13 protein-coding genes are annotated in these 19415 nt (G+C 72.1%); 8 read left to right on the top strand and 5 right to left on the bottom strand.

Annotated elements, in window-relative coordinates; all coding sequences use genetic code 11:
• The first annotated feature begins 33 nt into the window (after nucleotides 1–33).
• Nucleotides 34–399 (top strand): VOC family protein, encoded by a 366-nt coding sequence (locus tag ACIBEF_RS12590; protein ID WP_396705411.1) that lies wholly within the window; start codon nucleotides 34–36, stop codon nucleotides 397–399.
• A gap of 30 nt (nucleotides 400–429) precedes the next feature.
• Nucleotides 430–1440, top strand: a complete 1011-nt coding sequence (locus tag ACIBEF_RS12585; protein ID WP_396793528.1) for an ADP-ribosylglycohydrolase family protein — start codon at nucleotides 430–432, stop codon at nucleotides 1438–1440.
• Nucleotides 1441–1663: 223 nt separating this feature from the next.
• Here the strand turns inward: ACIBEF_RS12585 and ACIBEF_RS12580 are convergent, their stop codons facing one another.
• Nucleotides 1664–2236: a type II toxin-antitoxin system PemK/MazF family toxin gene (locus ACIBEF_RS12580; protein ID WP_396793527.1), complete on the bottom strand. Its 573-nt coding sequence runs from the start codon at nucleotides 2234–2236 to the stop codon at nucleotides 1664–1666.
• Between the two features lie 315 nt (nucleotides 2237–2551).
• Between ACIBEF_RS12580 and ligA the strand changes: the two genes are divergently transcribed.
• From ligA to gatA, 4 genes are all read left to right on the top strand, one after another.
• Complete coding sequence (gene ligA / locus ACIBEF_RS12575; RefSeq protein ID WP_396793526.1) at nucleotides 2552–4687, top strand: NAD-dependent DNA ligase LigA; 2136 nt, start codon at nucleotides 2552–2554, stop codon at nucleotides 4685–4687.
• Nucleotides 4688–4844: 157 nt separating this feature from the next.
• Nucleotides 4845–7505, top strand: a complete 2661-nt coding sequence (locus ACIBEF_RS12570; RefSeq protein ID WP_396793525.1) for a putative bifunctional diguanylate cyclase/phosphodiesterase — start codon at nucleotides 4845–4847, stop codon at nucleotides 7503–7505.
• 145 nt (nucleotides 7506–7650) lie between these two features.
• Nucleotides 7651–7956, top strand: a complete 306-nt coding sequence (gene gatC, locus ACIBEF_RS12565; protein ID WP_396793524.1) for an Asp-tRNA(Asn)/Glu-tRNA(Gln) amidotransferase subunit GatC — start codon at nucleotides 7651–7653, stop codon at nucleotides 7954–7956.
• A gap of 76 nt (nucleotides 7957–8032) precedes the next feature.
• A complete protein-coding gene (gene gatA, locus ACIBEF_RS12560) occupies nucleotides 8033–9508 on the top strand; it encodes an Asp-tRNA(Asn)/Glu-tRNA(Gln) amidotransferase subunit GatA (RefSeq protein ID WP_396793523.1) in 1476 nt (491 codons plus the stop codon).
• Between the two features lie 36 nt (nucleotides 9509–9544).
• Here gatA and ACIBEF_RS12555 read toward each other — a convergent pair whose 3' ends face one another.
• Entirely contained in the window at nucleotides 9545–10072 is a 528-nt protein-coding gene (locus ACIBEF_RS12555) for a hypothetical protein (protein ID WP_396793522.1), read from the bottom strand.
• Between the two features lie 192 nt (nucleotides 10073–10264).
• On the opposite strand from ACIBEF_RS12555, the gene gatB reads away from it, so the two are divergent.
• Entirely contained in the window at nucleotides 10265–11764 is a 1500-nt protein-coding gene (gene gatB, locus ACIBEF_RS12550; RefSeq protein WP_396793521.1) for an Asp-tRNA(Asn)/Glu-tRNA(Gln) amidotransferase subunit GatB, read from the top strand.
• A 128-nt stretch (nucleotides 11765–11892) separates the two neighbouring features.
• Nucleotides 11893–14250, top strand: a complete 2358-nt coding sequence (locus ACIBEF_RS12545; protein WP_396793520.1) for a transketolase-like TK C-terminal-containing protein — start codon at nucleotides 11893–11895, stop codon at nucleotides 14248–14250.
• Nucleotides 14251–14557: 307 nt separating this feature from the next.
• Here the strand turns inward: ACIBEF_RS12545 and ACIBEF_RS12540 are convergent, their stop codons facing one another.
• From ACIBEF_RS12540 to ACIBEF_RS12530, 3 genes are all read right to left on the bottom strand, one after another.
• Complete coding sequence (locus tag ACIBEF_RS12540) at nucleotides 14558–16126, bottom strand: metallophosphoesterase (RefSeq protein WP_396793519.1); 1569 nt, start codon at nucleotides 16124–16126, stop codon at nucleotides 14558–14560.
• Between the two features lie 60 nt (nucleotides 16127–16186).
• The gene (locus tag ACIBEF_RS12535; RefSeq protein ID WP_396793518.1) at nucleotides 16187–17359 is read right to left on the bottom strand and encodes a PQQ-dependent sugar dehydrogenase; all 1173 of its coding nucleotides are present in this window, start codon (nucleotides 17357–17359) and stop codon (nucleotides 16187–16189) included.
• Between the two features lie 92 nt (nucleotides 17360–17451).
• Nucleotides 17452–19269 carry a SpoIIE family protein phosphatase gene (locus tag ACIBEF_RS12530; RefSeq protein WP_396793517.1) on the bottom strand — a complete coding sequence of 606 codons (1818 nt, stop codon included), beginning with the start codon at nucleotides 19267–19269 and terminating at the stop codon, nucleotides 17452–17454.
• Between the last annotated feature and the right edge of the window lie 146 nt (nucleotides 19270–19415).

Here is a 19415-nt window from a genome sequence, read left to right as displayed (position 1 = left end):
TTCCTGTCGTACCCGGTGGGCAGGATGACGGTCATGATTGGACAGCTGCGTTCAGTGGTGATCGACTGCCCGGATCCGCGGGCGTTGGCGGCGTTCTACGCCGAGTTGCTCGGCGTCCCGCTCGCCGAGGGCGACTCCGATGACGACTGGGTGGTGCTGGGCGGCCCGCCCGGTCACCAGCCGCGCCTCGCCTTCCAACAGGCGCTCAACCTGCGCCCACCGGTCTGGCCAGATCCCGAGCGCCCACAGCAGTTCCACCTCGATGTGACGGTGGACGACATCGAGGCCGCCGAGAAGGCGGCGCTCGCGCTGGGTGCGCGGCGGCTGCCAGGTGAGGGTGAGGGCTTCCGGGTCTACGCCGACCCGGCCGGCCACCCGTTCTGCCTGTGCTGGGATTGAGGCTGACCTGGGTTGCGGCGGCCGGGCATCATGGCCGCCGTGACCCCCACCTCTGCGCTGCGCGCCTCCGGTTCACTCTTCGGCCTCGCCTACGGTGACGCGCTGGGCAAGCCGACCGAGTTCCTGACCGTCGCCGAGATCGAGCGCCGGTACGGCCCGACCGGTCCACGCGAGCTGGTCGGCGAGCCCGCACTGGTCACCGACGACACCCAGATGGCCCTGGCGGTGGGTTGGGCGCTGCACGAGGCGCCGTCGTTCACGCCGGAGGCGGTCGAGCCGCTGCTGCGGCGACGCTTCCTGGCCTGGGCGGTCAGTCCGGACAACAACCGTGCCCCGGGCATGACCTGCCTGCGCGCCTGCGCCGAGCTGAGCCGTGGGGTGCGCTGGCAGGAGGCGACGGTGGTTGGCTCGAAGGGCTGCGGGGCCAACATGCGGGTCACCCCGGTCGGGTTGCTCGACGTGGACCTCGACACGCTCGCCGGGTTGGCCCAGTTGCAGGCCGGGCTGACCCACGGCCATCCGACCGGGCTGGCCGCCAGCGAACTCACCGCGTACGCGGTCTTCGCGCTGCGCGCGGGCGCCACCCTGCCTGAGGTGCCCGCGCTGCTCACCGAGCGGGCGCTGTCCCAACGCCTGGTCTACCGGGAGCGGTGGCTGGGCGACCTCTGGCAGCGCCCGGGGGTCGGCACGCCGGAGGAGTTCATCGCGCGAGGCTGGGACGAGTGCCTGGCAGTGCTGGGCCGACTGACAGACACCCTCGCGCAGCCGGACGACGGTGGCGACCCGTGCCGGGCCACCGGAGAGGGCTGGGTGGCCGAGGAGGCGCTGGCCACCGCGCTGCTCTGCGCCGTACGGCACGCCGACGACCCGGTCCCGGCGCTGGCCCGGGGCGCGACCACCGCCGGCGACTCCGACTCGATCGCCGCCCTGGCCGGCGCGTTCGTGGGCGCGGCCGTCGGCATGGCCGCCTGGCCGAGGGAATGGGTCAACCGCATCGAGTACGCGGACCAGCTCGCCACACTCGGCGCGACCTGGGACTGACCCGGCGCGGCCGGCGTGGCCTGCCCCGACCGGCGCGGCCGGCGTGCTCTGTGCCCCGACCGGCGCGGCCGGCGTGGCCTGCCCCGACCTGCGCGGCCGGGCGCCGCTCATGACCAACTCGGGTTCCTGTAAACCGGGGCATCCGAGGGCTCAGGACACCACGACTTTCAGGAACCCGAGTCGATCATGGCTGGCGGGCGGGCATGAAGGCGGTCGAGAGTGGTCAGGCGGTGGGAAGGTGGCGCAGGCTGCGGACCTTCCGCCACAGGTCGGCGTCGCAGCGGCCGGCGTGGTCGGCGAAGGCGGCCGAGTTGAGTCGGATCGGCTCGGTGAGGCTGAGGTAACTGTCGTGCTCCGCGCCCGGGTCCCAGTCCCGGGTCGGGATCCGCACGTGGTCGTCCCGGTCGCTCTTGTCCTGGCTGGTGATCTTCAGGACGTCGGCGCCCCGGGAGTCGGCACGCAGCACCAGGCACGGGCGCACCTTTGACCCGCTGCCGTCGGCGTACGGCACGTCGGCCCACCAGATCTCGCCGGCCGCCGGGGCGTCGCCGTGCCGGTCGGTGTCGCGCGAGCGGGGTTTGGTGGAGGGCCGTTCGGCGCCACGGGGCCGCGGCGGGGTGGACCGACGGCCACCGGCGTCGCCCCGATCCGGCCGGGTGCCCGGACGCCGGTTGGCCACCCGGTGCCGCCAACTGTTCCACGCCCAGCCGGCCGCCACGGCCAGCAGGATCGCCACCGCCCAGAGCAGTGCCTCGCGCATCCGTACCTCCGCGTTGCGGCGACCCGCCGGTCGCACCGTCCGGCGATCCTTGCACGCCGCCGCCCGTGCCGCCCGCCAACCACACCGCGGCCGCCCCGCCGCCCCGCCGCCGCCCCGCCGCGCCGCCGCGCCGCCGCCGCACGCACACCTCGACGACGCCACGCCGGCCGTCACTCGATGGTCGGTAGCTGGAACGGCCGGCCGACGGCTACCGAGCGTCACGGGATCACCGGGCCCGGCTGAGGGTGGGGTCGCTTCGGGCGCGGGTGGGCGGCGGATTGTCCCACCGGCCCGATACGGTGCCGGAGTAGCGTGATCAGGGAGGTCGCAGGCGTGTCCGAAGGTGGCGGTGTGTCCGAGGAGCAGATCGGTCAGCAGGTCAGCCCGGCGCAGGAGGCGGCGGCCGGGGCTGAGCCGACGCCGCAGGCCCGGGAACGGCATGCCGCGCTCAGTCAGGAGTTGACCGAGCACCAGTACCGCTACTACGTGCTGGACACGCCGACCATCCCCGACGCCGATTTCGACAGGCAGTTGCGCGAGCTGGAGGCACTGGAGGAGGAGTTCCCGGCGCTTCGGACGCCCGATTCGCCGACCCAGCGGGTGGGTGGCACGTTCTCCACCGACTTCACCCCGGTCACCCATGCCGAACGGATGCTCTCGCTCGACAACGCCTTCGCCGACGAGGAGTTGGCAGCCTGGGCCGAGCGGGTCGAACGGGACGCGGGCGGTCCGGTGCCCTACCTGTGCGAGCTGAAGGTCGACGGCCTGGCGATCAACCTGACCTACGAGAACGGCCGGCTGGTCCGGGCCGCCACCCGGGGCGACGGGCGCACCGGTGAGGACGTCACGGCAAACGTGCGCAGCATTCGGGACGTGCCCAGCCAGCTCGTCCCGTCCGCCGAATTTCGGGACGTCCCCGAGTTGGTGGAGGTCCGGGGCGAGATCTACTTCCCGATCGCGGCGTTCGCCGATCTCAACGCGGGTCTGGTGGAGCAGGGCAGGGCGCCCTTCGCCAACCCCCGCAACGCCGCCGCCGGCAGCCTGCGACAGAAGGATCCACGGGTCACCGCCACCCGGCCGTTGCGCCTGGTGGTGCACGGCATCGGCGCCCGCCGTGGGTTCCAACCCACGGCGCAGTCCGAGTCGTACGCGGCACTCAGGTCGTGGGGGTTGCCGACCAGCGACCGGTGGCGGGTCGTCCCGGACCTGGCCGGCGTGGCGGAGTTCATCGCCTACTACGCCGAGCACCGGCACGACGTCGAGCACGAGATCGACGGCGTGGTGGTCAAGGTCGATCCGGTCTCCATCCAGGGCCGGCTCGGGTCGACCAGTCGCGCCCCCCGCTGGGCGATCGCCTTCAAGTACCCGCCGGAGGAGGTCACCACCAAGCTGCTCGACATCGACGTCAACGTGGGGCGCACCGGCCGGGTCACCCCGTTCGCCGTGCTCGAGCCGGTGCGTGTGGCCGGTTCCACAGTCGCGCTCGCGACCCTGCACAACGCCCGCGAGGTGGAGCGCAAGGGCGTGCTGATCGGGGACACCGTGGTGCTGCGCAAGGCCGGCGACGTGATTCCCGAGGTGCTCGGCCCGGTGGTCGATCTGCGGCCCGCCGACGCCCGGCCCTTCGTCATGCCGACCAGTTGCCCGGCCTGCGGCACCCCGCTCGCGCCCTCGAAGGAGGGCGACGTGGACATCCGTTGCCCCAACACCCGCAGCTGCCCGGCGCAGTTGCGGGAGCGGGTGTTCCACCTCGCCGGTCGGGGTGGCTTCGACATTGAGGTGCTCGGCTACAAGGGCGCTGCCGCCCTGCTCGACGCGGAGATCATCAGCGACGAGGGCGACCTCTTCCACCTCGACGCCGAGCAGCTGTCCCGGTCGCCGTTCTTCGTCAACAAGGACGGCAGCCTGGGCACCAACGCCACCAAGTTGCTGGAAAATCTCGCGGTCGCCCGGGAACGGGACCTGTGGCGGGTGCTGGTGGCGCTCTCCATCCGGCACGTCGGCCCGACCGCTGCCCAGGCGCTCGCCCGGCACTTCCGCTCGATGGACGCCATCGACGCGGCCACCGAGGAGGAGCTGTCCTCCGTCGACGGCGTCGGGCCGACCATCGCCGCCAGCATCCGGGAATGGTTCGCTGTGGACTGGCACCGCGAGGTCGTCCGCAAGTGGGCCGAGGCCGGCGTACGGATGGCGGAGGAGGCCGTCGACGAGGGGCCGCGCCCGCTGGAGGGGTTGACGGTGGTGGTGACCGGCACCCTCGCCGGCTATTCCCGCGACCAGGCCGCCGAGGCCGTGCATAGCCGGGGCGGCAAGGTCAGCGGGTCGGTCTCCAAGAAGACGAGCTTCGTGGTGGTGGGGGACAACCCCGGGTCGAAGGCCGACAAGGCCGTCAGTCTCAAGGTGCCGGTGCTCGACGAGGACGGGTTCCGGCTTCTGCTGGACGCGGGCCCGGACGCCGCGCGCGAGGTCGCTCAGCTGGGGGACTGACCCGGCCGGTCGCTGGGCACGGCGACTGGCCGCGTATACCAACTTAATTACGACTACGACCGATTCGTGACTGTCATACCGGGAAACTGGGGGCCGAGGGCGTTTCATTGGGTCACGGCGCGCGCACCGGCACGCCGATGGTCGGTCGGGAGGTGTGGTGGAGGTCGCCGACCCACGCAACTCGCTTCCTGCGGGACGGGTCGCACCGTTCGCCGCCTTCGTCGCCGGCATCCTGGCGGTCGCCGCGCTGACCGCCGCCGTTCCACTCGCGACGCTCCCCGGCGAGTTGCCCGACCTGCCGGTGGCGTTCTGGACGATGGCCGTGCTCGCTGTGGTCTGCGACGCGCGCCCGTTCGTGCCACCGGGGCGCCGGCAGACGTCGGCGGTGTTCCCGTCCACCTGTTTCACCTTCGCCATCCTGCTCGGCTGGGGTCTCGGTCCGGCGGTGGTGGTGCAGGCGGTGGGCGTCGTCGTCTCGGGTTGGCGGATGCGGCACGCCGCGTGGCGCACGGCGTTCAACGTCGGCCAGTACGCGTGCGCCCTCGCCGCCGCGTACGGGGTGATCCAGCTCGGCTCGGGCACCATCTTCTCCGGCGGGCGCTTGCACTGGACCGACGTGGCCGCCGTCGGCGGTGCCGCGTTGGCCTGGTTCGTCGTCAACTACGGGTTGGTCAGCTGGGCGGTGCGGCTGCGTTTCGGGGACCGGTGGTGGCCCACCCTCCGCCAGGGCCTCGGCTTCGAGTTGCTCTCCACCGGCTCGCTGCTGCTGCTCGCCCCGGTGCTGGTCGCGGCGGCGCGGGTCAGCGCCGCGTTGATCCCGCTGGTGCTGGTGCCGCTCTTCGCCGTCTACCGGATGGCGCGGTTGACCAACGAACAGCAGCACCTCGCCGCCGCCGACCCGCTGACCGGTCTGCCCAACCGCAAGGCGCTGCTGGCCGAGGTGGCCGAGCAGGTGCACCTGCACGCCGAGCGGACCGCCCGCGGCGAACCCGACGGGCAGCTCGCGCTCCTGCTGATCGACCTGGACCGCTTCAAGAACGTCAACGACGCCCTCGGGCACGCCGTGGGCGACCGGCTGCTGGTCGAGGTGAGCGCCCGGCTCACCGACATGCAGCCTCGACCACAGATGATCGCCCGGCTCGGCGGTGACGAGTTCGCGATCGTGATGACCGGGCTGACCGACGTCGCTCAGGCGCGGGAGTTGGCCGACCGGGTGGTCCAGGCGCTGGCCGAGCCGGTGCCGCTCGACGGGCTGCCGTTGGACGTGGGCGGGTCGATCGGAATCGCCCTCTTCCCCGAGCACGGTGAGGACTTCGCCACCCTGATGCGCCACGCCGACGTGGCGATGTACGACGCCAAGCACCGCAACGACACGGTGGCCGTGTACGCCCCGGAGTCCGACCACAACTCCGCCGAGCGACTCGGCCTCCTCGCTGACCTGCGGCGCGTACTGGAAGCCAGCCCGTCGACCGAGTTGCCAGCAGAGGTCGAAGCAGCAGCCCCGGAGGAGGACGCGCAGCCGGACGGCAACGGCCGGCACAGCGGGCCGAGTGACGCCGAGCGGACTGCCGACGTACCCCTTGTCGCGTCGGCGGAGGTGCGCGGCGGTGACGGGGCGGCGCTGCCCACCGGCGCGCCGGCCGAGGGTGCGCTGCCCACCGCGGCGTCGGACCGGTCCGCGCCAGCGGCGGATCCGGCGTCGGCGGTCGCAACAGCACGGCCGGGAGCTGCCCGCTGGTGGGCCCGCCGTCGGCACACCGACGCCGACCTGGTGCACTCCGATGAGCTGATCAACCGGATCGCCACCGGAGCCGACCCGATCCGGGGCCGCAACGCCCGTGCCACTGTCGCCGGCACCCGTTCCGGCTCGGCCCGGGAGCGGCGCGCCGGGGGCGGGATCGGCCGGCGGTCGACGAACGGGAGCGCGCTGGGCAGGGGTCGCACCGGGGCGCGGCGGGACGTCGGGTCGGGTGCACCCGGGCAGCCGCTCGAACCGACCGGATGGGCACACGCGGACGAGGAGCCGGCCGACGACGCCGGGGAAATCACCATGTACTACCAGCCGCAGATCGCCATCGCGACCGGCGAGGTGGTCGGCGTCGAGGCGCTGCTGCGGTGGCGGCACCCCCGTCGGGGCATGGTCGACCCGGAGGAACTGATCCGGGTCGCCGAGCAGAGCGCCGTGATGCGACTGCTCACCCGTCGTGTCGTCGACGACGTGGTGGAGCAGCTCGCCAAGTGGTCGGCGGCCGGCATCGGCCTGCGCGCGGCGCTGAACGTGAGCGTCCGTGACCTGCACACCGGCGAGATCGCCGACCAGATCGCCGACCGGCTGGCCCGCTACGGGGTGCCGGCCGAGCGGCTTCAGGTCGAGATCACCGAGGGCGCGTTGATGGCCGACCCGCGTCGGGTGCTGGCCACCATCTCCCGGCTGCACCGGATCGGGGTGGCCATCGCGCTCGACGACTTCGGCACCGGCTACTCCTCGCTCCAGCACCTGCGCCGGTTGCCGCTGTCCGAGGTGAAGGTGGACAGGTCGTTCGTCCTCGGTATGGCCGAAGACACCGACGACGCGGCGATCGTCCGGTCGATGATCGAGCTGGCCGGCGCGCTGGGGTTGCGCGTGGTGGCCGAGGGTGTCGAGGACGAACGGACCTGGCGGATGCTGCACGCCGCCGGCTGCGACGCCGCGCAGGGCTGGTTCTACGCCCGGCCGATGCCGGCCGAGGAGTTGGTCACCTGGCTGACCCGGTACCGGCCGGTCCGCCCGACCGGCGGGCACCCGCAGCCGGATGCCGCTCGCCGCCCCACCCGTTGACCCGGCGCGAGGGCCGCTGGAGGGGGAGTCGGGGACGCGGCACCGGAGCGGAACAATAGACTCGCTCCGGTCACCGCGTGTCACGCTCCACCTGTCGCGCGGCCGGCACACCGCCCGACCAGCAGGAATTCAGAAGGGGGCACGGATGGCCGCCATCTCCCGCGAGGAGGTCGCGCACCTGGCGCGCCTGTCGCGGCTCGCCGTCACCGAGGAGGAGCTGGACACGTTCGCCGGCCAGCTCGACGTGATCCTCCAGGCGGTCGCCCAGGTCGGCGAGGTCGCCGCCGTGGACATCCCGCCGACCTCGCACTCGGTGCCGCTGACAAACGTCTTCCGCGAGGACGTCGTCACGCCGTGCCTGACCCCGGAGGAAGCGCTGTCGGGCGCGCCCGATGCCGAGGACCAGCGGTTCCGCGTACCGCGGATCCTGACCGAGGATGTGGCCTCATGAGCGAGCGGCAGCGAGCGAATCAGCAGTACAGCGCCGTGGTGCCTCATGGCGTCGCGGAGCGAAGCGGAGTGACGGCATGAGCGATTTGATCAGTATGACCGCGACGGAGATCGCGGCCCTGGTCGCTGGGGGCGAGACGTCCGCAGTCGAGGTGACCCAGGCGCACCTGGATCGGATCGCCGCGGTCGACGACCGGGTACACGCCTTCCTGCACGTCGACACCGAGGGCGCGCTCGCCGCTGCCCGCGCGGTGGACGAGCGCCGGGCCGCCGGCGAGGAGTTGGGCCCGCTCGCGGGTGTGCCGGTCGCGGTCAAGGACGTGCTAGCCACCAAGGGCATTCCGACCACCGTGGGATCGAAGATCCTGGAGGGCTGGCGCCCGCCGTACGACGCGACGATCGTGCAGCGGCTGCGGGAGGCCGGCACGGTGATGCTCGGCAAGACCAACATGGACGAGTTCGCGATGGGCTCGTCCACCGAATACTCGGCGTACGGCCCGACGCACAACCCGTGGGACCTGAGCCGGATCCCCGGTGGTTCGGGTGGTGGCAGCGCTGCCGCGTTGGCCGCGTACGAGGCGCCGCTGGCGATCGGCTCGGACACCGGCGGCTCGATCCGTCAGCCCGGCGCGGTCACCGGCACCGTGGGCGCGAAGCCCACCTACGGCGGCACGTCCCGGTACGGGCTGGTGGCCTTCTCCTCGTCGCTGGACACTCCGGGCCCGTGTGCCCGCAACGTGCTCGACGCGGCCCTGCTGCACCAGGTGATCGGCGGGCACGACCCGCGTGACTCCACCTCCATCCCGCAGCCGGTGCCGGACGTGGTGGCGGCGGCGAAGCTCGGCGCTACCGGTGACCTGACCGGTGTGCGGCTGGGCATCGTGAGCGAGTTCGTGGGCGAGGGTGCCGAGCCGGGCGTGATGGCCGCGTTCCGCGAGTCGGTGGACGCACTGACCAAGATGGGTGCCGAGGTCGTCGAGGTGTCCTGCCCGACGTTCGCGTACGCCCTGCCGGCGTACTACCTGATCGCCCCGAGCGAGTGTTCCTCCAACCTGGCCCGGTTCGACGGTGTCCGGTTCGGCCTTCGGGTCGGCGACGACGGCAACCGGTCGCTGGAGGAGGTCATGTCGCTGACCCGCGAGGCCGGCTTCGGCCCGGAGGTCAAGCGCCGAATCATGATCGGCACGTACGCGCTGTCGTCGGGTTACTACGACGCGTACTACGGGCAGGCGCAGAAGGTTCGGACGCTGATCACCCGGGACTTCACTGCCGCGTTCGAGCGGGTCGACGCGCTGATCTCGCCGACCACCCCGTCGGTGGCGTTCCCGATCGGTGCGCGGACCGCCGACCCGTACCAGATGTACCTGGCCGACCTTTACACGATTCCGACGAACCTGTACGGCGGGCCGGGCATCTCGGTGCCGTGTGGGCTCTCCGAGGGGCTGCCGGTCGGCCTGCAGGTGATGGCCCCGACGATGGCCGACGACCGGATGTACCGGGTCGCCGCCGCGTTGGAGTCGGCGATCGGCACGTTCACCCCGCCGGCGCTGTAGGCACGAACGGGGCCGAGGCGGGTCGGGACGGGCGGTTCACGCCGGTCCGTGACCCGCCTCGGCTGTTTCGGCAGTTGGCCGACCGGCGAGATAGCGGCGGGCCCGTTGGGTGGTGCGCCAGTGCTGATAGAGCAGCACCGCCCAGACCACCGCGCCCAGCCCGGATGTCCAGCGGGCGGACGTGCGGTCGGTGCTGATGGCGTTCAGCATCTGCAACGCCAGGACAGCACCGAGGGCCCAGAACACCCACCGTCGACGTGCCTGCTGCTCAGCCTCCTTGCGGGCCAGCGCGTCGATCTGCGGGTCCGTGGTCGACCCGTCGCGCAGTGCCGCCTTCACCCGCCGACGGCTGGCCGGGTCGGCGCCGTCGGACAGAGAAGAGTTTCTCGTCATCCATGCGTTGATCAGCAGGATGATGGCGATGCCCAGCGTCGCAGTCACCAGGGGGAGCAGCAGCCGGATCAGCGGGTCGCCGGCATCCCGTTTCCCGTCGGAGATCAGCATCCCGATGGCGAACGTGGCGGGGACGGTGGCCGCCAACAGCACCACCGCGGTCCTGGTCATCCGGCTTGAGCGCCGCCGGGCCTCCATGCCCGGCCGGGCCTGCGCTCCTGACTCTCTCCCCGTATTCGTCATCGCCGTTCCCTACCCCGCCGCCGACGACGCCACGCGCCCCTGACGAAACCCGCCCGAGGATTGATCGGACAACCCCATTAGGCTGGACAGGTTCTGTCCGGATCGCGCCTGGAGCGTCTCATGACCACGACACTGCCCGCGTACGACGAGGTCGTTGCGCGCTTCGAACCGGTGATCGGCCTGGAGACCCACGTCGAGCTGGGGACGAACACCAAGATGTGGTGCGGTTGCCCGACCGACTTCGGCGGCGAGCCGAACACCCGGGTCTGCCCGGTGTGCCTGGGCCTGCCCGGGTCGCTGCCGGTGGCCAACAAGGCGGCCATCGAGGCGATCATCCGGATCGGCCTGGCGTTGAACTGCTCGATCGCCGAGTGGTGCCGGTTCGCCCGGAAGAACTACTTCTACCCGGACATGCCGAAGAACTTCCAGATCAGCCAGTACGACGAGCCGATCTGCGTCGACGGTTACCTGGACGTCGAGGTCAACGGCGAGACGGTGCGGATCGAGATCGAGCGGGTGCACCTCGAGGAGGACACCGGCAAGACGCTGCACGTCGGCGGCGCCACCGGCCGCATCCACGGGGCGACGGAGTCGCTCGTCGACTACAACCGGGCCGGCATCCCGCTGGTCGAGATCGTCACCAAGCCGATCACGGGCACCGGTGCGCTCGCCCCCGAGGTGGCCAAGGCGTACGTCGCCGAGCTGCGGGACGTGATCCGCACCCTGGGCGTCTCCGACGTGCGGATGGAGGAGGGTTCGCTGCGGTGCGACGTGAACACCTCGCTCAACCTGCCGGGCGCGGAGTGGGGCACCCGCACCGAGACGAAGAACGTCAACTCGCTGCGGTCGGTGGAGCGGGCGGTCCGTTCGGAGATGCTGCGGCAGGCGTCGGTGCTGGACGCGGGTGGCCGGATCACCCAGGAGACGCGCCACTTCCACGAGGACACCGGTGACACCACCCCGGGTCGCTCGAAGGAGACGGCCACCGACTACCGGTACTTCCCCGAGCCGGATCTGGTGCCGATCGCCCCGGACCCGGCCTGGGTCGCCGAGCTGAAGGCCGCTCTGCCGGAGCTGCCCCGGGTGCACCGGCGTCGCCTCCAGGAGCAGTGGGGCCTTTCCGACCTGGACATGCAGTCGGTGTTGAACGCTGGCGCGGTCGAGCTGATCGAGGCCACCGTGGCTGCCGGCACCACCCCGGCGGCGGCCCGCAAGTGGTGGCTGGGTGAGCTGTCCCGCCGGGCCAACGAGAGCGGTGTGGAGCTGGCCGAGATCGGTGCCACCCCCGCCCAGGTCGCCGAGCTTCAGGGTCTGGTCGACGCCGGCAAGCTCAACGACAAGATGGCCCGCACGGTGTTGGAGGGCGTGGTCGACGGTGAGGGTTCGCCCACCGAGATCATGACCAGCCGGGGCCTGGAGGTCGTGTCGGACACCGGCGCGCTCACCGCCGCCGTCGACGAGGCGATCGCCGCGAACCCCGGCATCGCCGACAAGATCCGCAGCGGCAAGGTCGCGGCGGTCGGCGCGCTGGTCGGCGCGGTCATGAAGACCACCCGTGGTCAGGCCGACGCGAAGACGCTGCGTGAGCTGATCCTGCAGCGCCTCGGCGTCGAAGGCTGACCCGAAGCCCCAGCGTCGATCATGAGGTTGACGGCGGTTTGAAGATCGATAACTGCCGTCAACCTCATGATCAACATGTACCGCACCCCTCGCGAGGGCGTCAACGGCGACGCCTGGATGGAGTTACCGTGACCCGGCACGACCTTGATGTCCTCGACGAGATCCAGCGGCGGGTGCTCTGGCTCGCCACCCGGATCGTGGACGCCGCCAATCATGACCGGGCCACCGGCGACGGTGTGAAGGTCGGCGGCCACCAGGCGTCCAGCGCCTCGCTGGTCACGGCGATGACCGCGCTCTGGTTCGCGCACCTGGACGCCGAGGACCGGGTCGCCGTGAAGCCGCACGCGTCTCCGGTGTTCCACGCCATCCAGTACCTGCTCGGCAACCTGGACCGCTCCTACCTGCCCAGGCTGCGGGCCCGCGGCGGCCTCCAGTCGTACCCGTCGCGTACCAAGGACCCGGACGCTGTGGACTTCTCCACCGGTTCGGTCGGCCTGGGCGCTGCCGCGCCGCTGTTCGCCGCCGCCACCCGGCGGTACGTCGACGCGCACTTCGGGGCCCGCCCGCACTCCCGGTTCGTGGCGCTGATCGGCGACGCCGAGCTGGACGAGGGAAACATCTGGGAGGCCGTGGCCGACCCGGCGACCACCGGGCTGGGCAACGTCATGTGGCTCGTCGACTTCAACCGCCAGTCGCTGGACCGGGTGGTCCCCGGCATCCGGATCAACCAGTGGCGGGGCCAGTTCGAGGCGGCCGGCTGGCACGTCGTGGAGGTCAAGTACGGCCGTAAGCTCGCCGAGGCGTACGCCCGGCCGGGCGGTGAGGCGCTGCGCGACTGGATCGACGCGATGCCCAACGAGCAGTACCAGTCGCTGTTCGGGCTGGCCGGTCCGGCGTTGCGCAAGCAGTTCCTGGACGGCGCGCCGGCCGGGATCGCCGAGCTGATCGCCGGTATCGACGACGAGGACCTCGGCCCGCTCGTCACCGACCTGGGCGGGCACGACCTTCAGGCGATGCTCGACGCGTACGCCCAGTGCGACGCGGTCACCGACCGGCCCAGCGTCGTCTTCGCGTACACGGTGAAGGGTTGGGGGTTGCCCATCGCCGGCAACCCGCGCAACCATTCCGCGCTGCTCAGCTCGGAGCAGGTCGACACGCTCCGCGCCGCGCAGGGGTTGACCGCCGAGACCGAGTGGGACCGCCTCGACCCGGCGTCACCCGCCGGGATCCAGGCCGGCGCCCGCCGGGAGGCGCTGTCCCGTGCGCCGCGCGAGCGTGCGCTGGGGGTCACCGTCCCGGAAAGCACAGGAGTACGCGCAACCAAGCCGATCTCCACCCAGGAGGTCTTCGGTCGGGTGCTGGTGGACCTGGCGCGTGACCGGGAGGTGGGCCGCTACCTGGTCACCACAGCCCCGGACGTGGCCACCTCCACCAACCTCGCCGGGTTCATCAACAAGACCGGGGTGTTCGCCCCCACCGAGCAGCGTTCCTGGACCGAGGACCGGATGCTGCGCTGGACCGAGAGCCCCGCTGGGCAGCACATCGAGCTGGGCATCTCGGAGATGAACCTGTTCCTGCTGCTCGGTCAGCTCGGGCTGTCCTGGGACCTGTCCGGGCAGCCGCTGCTACCGGTGGGCACCGTCTACGACCCGTTCGTGCTGCGCGGCCTGGACGCGTTCCTGTACGGCACGTACTCCGGCTCGCGGTTCGTGGTGGCCGGCACCCCGTCCGGCATCACCCTCGCCCCCGAGGGCGGCGCCCACCAGTCCACGATCACCGCGTCGGTCGGCCTGGAGCTGCCCGGGGTGACCTTCATCGAGCCGGCGTACGCGGCAACCCTCGACTGGCTGCTCTGCGACGCGCTCGGTCAGATCGCCGGTGGGTCGGCACCGGCCGCCACCGCCGCACCCGCCGAGGACGGCGCGTACTACTTCCGGTTGAGCACCCGACCGCTGGACCAGGCGCCGTTCGAGGCGGCCCGGGCGCGGCTCGGCGACGCGGTGCTGCGCCGGCAGGTCGTCGCCGGGGCGTACCGGCTGGTCGACGCGCACCAGGCGTACCCGCACCTGGTCGACGCCCCGGTGGTGCAGCTGGCCGCCTCCGGCGCGGTGCTGCCCGAGGTGCTCGCCGCTGCGGCGGAACTGGCCGACGAGGGCGTCGCCGCGCACGTGGTGGACGTGACCTCGCTGGACCGGCTCTACCGGGCCTGGCAGCGCACCCTTCGCCAGGGCGTACGGACGGCCACGGTGCCGAGCGTGCCGGGCGCGCTGCGGTCCGCGTTCGCCGATCGGGTGCCGGTGGTGTCGGTGCACGATGCCGCGTCGCATGCGATGGCCTGGCTCGGTTCGGCGGTCGGCGCACCGGCGGTGCCGCTCGGCGTGGACGAGTTCGGCCAGTCCGGCAGCGTCGCCGAGCTGTACGAACTGCACGACCTGCTGCCCGGCAGCATCGTCAACGCCGCCCTGGCCGCCATCGCCCTGCGCTGACCCCGGCGGGCAGCGTCAGCACTGTTAGTGAGTTGCCCCAGGAACGGGCGTGTTCGCAACTCACCGTGACGACCGCCGTCACCAACACCATCCACATTCCCCTTTGCTCTGCTGCCGCCGATGCACCACCCGGATTGACCAGCGCGAACCGGCCGTCTTGTGTCGGTGTGAACGTGGCTCTGGTGCACCGACAGTCACTGGTGCAGATTGGGCAGCAGAGCAAAGGGGGGCGAGGGGGTGGTGGAGGGGTGTCACGTCTGTCGACTGTCCGTCGCGTTCGAGGGTCGGCAGTCGCCCCTTCGACGCGTCAACGGGTGGGAGTGGGACTGACCGGGGTGGGCACAGCACTCGGCGGGTTCTCCACCAGGCGTCGTTCCAGGTTGACCTGGGCCTGCCCGGTGCCGCCGACGGTGATGGTGTCGTACGCCTGGAGCAGCTTCTGCTGGTCGAAGTAGAGCACGCTCATCGACAGCGGGGTGGGCTTCTCGCCCTCCAGGCCGCGCAGCCCGGCGCCGCCGGTGGAGCCCTCCACCATCAGCGTCGTGGGCTGCTGCCCGGGTGCCTGCGGCAGCTCGGAGACCTGCCGGGAGTGGGTGTGCCCGGCCAGCACCAACGGGCAGGTGCCGGCGAGCGGTCCGGCCGACGCGGGGTCGTGCACCAGCGCGATGTTGACCGGTCGCGGTGAGCTGCGGACCGTCGCGGCGAGCTGGTTGCCGGCCCCGATCACCTGGTCGGCCACCTGCTGGGTCAACCCGCTGCCGGCGGGGGAGGTGTTCTTGTCCGGGGTGAAGCGCGGGTCGCCGATGCCGGCGATGGTCAGCCCGGCGACGGTCGTCGTCGTGTTGTTCAGCACGATCGCGTTCGGCTGACGGGCCACCGCGGCGGCGGTCTTGCCGGAGTCGTGGTTGCCCCGGATGAAGACGTACGGCTTCTTCAGCAGGCCGATCGAGGCCACGAAGGAGGCTTCCGGTTCGCTGCCCCAGTCGGTGATGTCCCCGGTGTCGATCACCACGTCGATGCCGAACTGCTCCACGACCGTCCGGATCAGCTGCCACCCGGTCGGGTTGAGGTGCATGTCGGAGACGTGCAGCACCCGGGTGGTGCCCGGGGTCGGCTCCAACAGCGGAAGCGCCGACACAGTGGTGTAGAGCTGGCTGACGTTGCCGACCAGGCGCTGCAACTGCTCCGCGTACTTGGTGTAGTCGTTGGCGATCCGGCGCGCGTCACCGACGATGGCCGGCGCGTTGACCAGCAGCCCCTCGTAGCGCGGTTCCTCGATGGCCTGCGGGCGAAGTGTGGCCGCCGCCGTGCCGAGGCTGCTGGCGGTGACCAGCAGCGCCAGCCCTCCCGCCCAGGCGGTCCGCCGGACGTCGCGGAAGATCAGCCCGGCCAGGATCAACGTGACGAGCACCGAGGCGCCGAGGGTGCGCAGACCGAGGCGCATCACCCCGGAGCGGACGTCCTCCACCGCGCTCTGGCTGGCCCGGCTGATGCTGGCGGGGTCGTCGATCAGCGCCTCGGTGCGCCCCTGGTCGAGGGCGCCCAGCCGGACGGTGAGATGGGTCGGCCCGTCGTGGCTGTCGAGCAGCAGCGCGCCGAGCGGCGGGATGTCGACGGTAGTGCCGCCGTCCCGGGCGGGGGAGATGCTGAGGTTGGCCCGGAAAGGGCCGATGTCGGTGCTCACCTGGCCACCGGCCAGCACCCCGAGGACCGCACCGGCCAGGGCCACGGCGAGGACGGCAACGATCAGCCCGAGGCGACGCAGCGGGCCGGCCGCGCCGACCCACAAACCCGTCGGGCGCGGCCGATCGTCGCCGGTCACCGGGTCGTCCCGGTCATCGGCGTCGTCGTGCCGCTCGTCGCGCTGCCCGTCCATGCTGAAAGTCTGACCTGCCCGTCGGAAGATCTTGGCAAACCTGAACGGATGGTGACGCAATCAGCTGCGTCCGCCGTCACCACCCGCGAAGACCACCCGCAGGAGCCGGTCGTCGTCGCCCGCCGGGTCGCCCCGGCCGTCGTGGTTGGAGGTGCTCACCCAGAGCGACCCGTCCGGTGCCGCAGCCACCGCACGCAGCCGACCGTAGCGGTTGGTGAGCAGCTCACTGGGCTTTCCGAGCAGGGTGCCGGTGTCGGTCAGCTCCATCACCCAGAGGCGCTTGCCGCGCAGACAGCCGGTGACCAGCAGCCGGTCCGTGGCGGCCAGACCGGAGCAGGACGCGTCCGACGTCGCCCATTGCACGATCGGGTCGGTGAACCTCTTGTCGCCGGCCTGGCCCTCGACCTCCGGCCAGCCGTAGTTGCCGCCCTTGGTGATCTGGTTGATCTCGTCCCAGGTGTTCTGGCCGAACTCGACGGCGTACATCCGCTTCGCGGCGTCCCAGGCGAAACCCTGGACGTTGCGGTGCCCCAGGGACCAGACCGGGGAGTTGGGGTACGGGTTGCCGGCGGCGGGCTTGCCGTCCGGGGTGACCCGCAGGATCTTGCCGCCGAGGCTCTTCACGTCCTGCGAGAGGGGGCGCTGGCCGGCGTCACCGGTGCTGACGTAGAGCTGCTTGTCCGGGCCGAAGCCGAGCCCCCCGCCGTTGTGCACGTTGGCTTTGGGGATGCCGGTGAGGATCGGGGTGGGCTGCCCGCCGAGTTGCAGTCGGGCGACCCGGTTGTCCCGTTCGGCGGTGTAGTAGACGAACACCGTCCGGTCCCGGGCGTAGTCGGGGGAGACGGCGATGCCGAGCAGGCCACCCTCGCCCGCCGCCGCCACGTCGGGGATCGTCTGCACCGGGCGGACCCGCAGCCCGTCCGGCCCGGACTCGGGCCCGACCTGGAGGATCCGGCCGTTGTCCCGTTCGGTGACCAGCGCGCCGCCGTCCGGCAGGAAGGCGATAGCCCACGGCACCCGCAGCCCCTTGGCGAGCACCGTCGCCACCGCCTGCTGGCCGGTGCCACCCGGGCCTGTCGACGCGGACGGGGTGGGCAGGTTGGGCGGTTCGCCGGCCGGGTCGGGCTCCGGCTCACCGAAACTGCAACCGGCGGTGAACAGCAGCGCCGCGCAGGACGCCGCGAGGGCCACCCGGAGGCGGTGGATGCGAGGGTACGGGGGACGGGCGCTCACCCGGCCCAGGGTAGCCCGCCGCGCGACCCGGTCGGGCCCGTCGAGACGCACCGGGTGCCGATGGAGCCGTCCGATGAGCCCCGGTGGACCACTCACCGGGCCCGTACGGCCAGCAGCGCGGTGTCGTCCTCACGGTGTCGGATCGAGGCGAGCAGCAGGTCGCACAGGTCGTCGAGGGGCAGCGTGTCGGTGCCGGACAGCCGGCCCGCCAACTCGGCCAACCCCTCGTCGATCGAGCGGTCCCGCCGTTCGATCAGCCCGTCGGTGTAGAGCAGCAGGGTGTCGCCGGTGGCCAGGCTGGTGCTGTGGCTGCTCCGCGGCGACGGGCGGGCCAGGCCGAGCAGCGGCTCCGGTGTCGCCTCCAGCGCCTCGACCGCCCCGCCGACCCGGACCACCAGGGCCGGCGGGTGCCCCGCGTTGGACCAGGTCACCTCGTGCACACCGGCGCGCTGCGGACAGATCCGCACCAGCGTCGCGGTGGCGGCGATCGGGAGCCGCAGGCCACGGATGGCGCCATCCAGGTTGCTCAACAGTGACCCGACCGCGTCCGGCCGGCCGAAGGCATTGCCCCGCACCAGGTTGCGCAGCTGGCCCATGGTCGCCGCCGCCTCGATGTCGTGCCCGGCCACGTCCCCGATCGCCACGATGACGTCGCCGTCGGGCTGCACGAAGGCGTCGTACCAGTCACCGCCCACCTCCACCCGGTCGGCCGCCGGCTGGTAGCGGGCCGCCAGCTCCAGCTCCGCCACCACCGGCAGCCGGGGCAGCATGCTGTGTTGCAGGACCTCGGCGACGTGCCGCTGCTCGCCGTACATCGAGCTGTTGCCGACGGCCTGGCCGGCCCGGCGGCCGATGTCGACCGCGGTGAGCAGGTCGCGGTCGTCGAACGGCTGACGCTGGCCGCCGTTGACGAGCGTGATCGCCCCCAGCACCGTGCCGCTGGCGGCCCGCACCGGCACGCTCAGGTAGGAGGCGATGCCCAGGCGCTGCGCGATCAGTGTCATCTCCGGGTTGGTGGTGCCCCTCGCGACGTCGGCCAGCGACGCCACGCTGCCGAGCCGGGGCTGGCCGGTCCGGAGCACCGCCCGGATGACCGACTCGGGGCTCAACCCGCTGCGCAGCAGCTCGCCGAACCGGCCGATGTCCGCGGTGCGGGCGGGGTTCCGGTGCACCGAGACCACCTCGCGGGGCAGGCCGGTCGGCCCGATCAGGGTGAGCAGGCACCAGTCGGCGAGCAGCGGCACCATTGTGGCGGCGAGCCGGTGCAGCGCGGTGCCCACGTCCAGGGTGCCGGCCAACGTCTCGCTCACCCCGGCCAGCAGCTCCAGCCGCTCGTGTGCCTGCACGGCCCGCCGCTGTGCCTCCTGTGCGCCGTCGAGTGCGATCCGCAGCCGCAACTCCGACGAGCAGGCGGCGGCAAGGTCGGCCAGGGTCCGCAGTTGCGCCGCCGTCCAGGCGCGGGGCTTGCTGTCGATGGCACACAGCGAGCCGAGCACCCGGCCGGAGAGGTCGGTCAGCGGCATCCCCGCATACGCGACCACGCCGAGGTCGTCGATGGCCAGGTTGTCCCGGACGCGGGGGTAGAGCCGGGCGTCCGGCAGCACCATCGGCGCCTCGATGTCCACCACGTGCTGGCAGAACGAGTGGCTCAACGGAGTCTGCCGCCGCTGCGACCAGGGCTCGGGCAACCCGACCGCGCCCGGAAAGAACTGCCGGTCGGCGGAGACCAGGGAGACCAACGCGACAGGCACGTCCAACAGGTCGCTGACCAGCCGGGCGAACCTGTCTAACGCCTCGTCCGGGGTGGCGTCGAGCCCGGTGTCGGCGAGCGCGCGCAACCGTTCCGGGTCGCCGAGCGCCGCGGGTGGGGCGATCGAACGCCGGTTGGTGGCGGGGGAGCCGTCGGTCATCGTGCACCTGTCTGCCGGGCGGAGGCGGACCGGCCCTCCGACCCTTTGTATACCTCGCACGGGCTCGTGCCGAACATCGGTGTGCTGAGTCTCGCCCGTCCCGGCCTCGTGCGCCACAGTCCGGGACACCCGTTCGCCGCCGTGCC

This window comes from Micromonospora sp. NPDC050795 (assembly GCF_044456785.1).
Lineage (GTDB): Bacteria > Actinomycetota > Actinomycetes > Mycobacteriales > Micromonosporaceae > Micromonospora.
This window is presented reverse-complemented; position numbering and strand designations above follow the sequence as displayed.

Bases quoted from the DNA above. Each gene is read 5' to 3' on its own strand.
- gatB (WP_396793521.1), top strand. From the start codon at position 10,265: ATGACCACGACACTGCCCGCGTACGACGAGGTCGTTGCGCGCTTCGAA.
- gatC (WP_396793524.1), top strand. From the start codon at position 7,651: ATGGCCGCCATCTCCCGCGAGGAGGTCGCGCACCTGGCGCGCCTGTCG.
- ACIBEF_RS12540 (WP_396793519.1), bottom strand. From the start codon at position 16,126: ATGGACGGGCAGCGCGACGAGCGGCACGACGACGCCGATGACCGGGAC.
- ACIBEF_RS12590 (WP_396705411.1), top strand. From the start codon at position 34: ATGATTGGACAGCTGCGTTCAGTGGTGATCGACTGCCCGGATCCGCGG.
- ACIBEF_RS12555 (WP_396793522.1), bottom strand. From the start codon at position 10,072: ATGACCAGGACCGCGGTGGTGCTGTTGGCGGCCACCGTCCCCGCCACG.
- ACIBEF_RS12585 (WP_396793528.1), top strand. From the start codon at position 430: ATGGCCGCCGTGACCCCCACCTCTGCGCTGCGCGCCTCCGGTTCACTC.
- gatA (WP_396793523.1), top strand. From the start codon at position 8,033: ATGAGCGATTTGATCAGTATGACCGCGACGGAGATCGCGGCCCTGGTC.
- ACIBEF_RS12530 (WP_396793517.1), bottom strand. From the start codon at position 19,269: ATGACCGACGGCTCCCCCGCCACCAACCGGCGTTCGATCGCCCCACCC.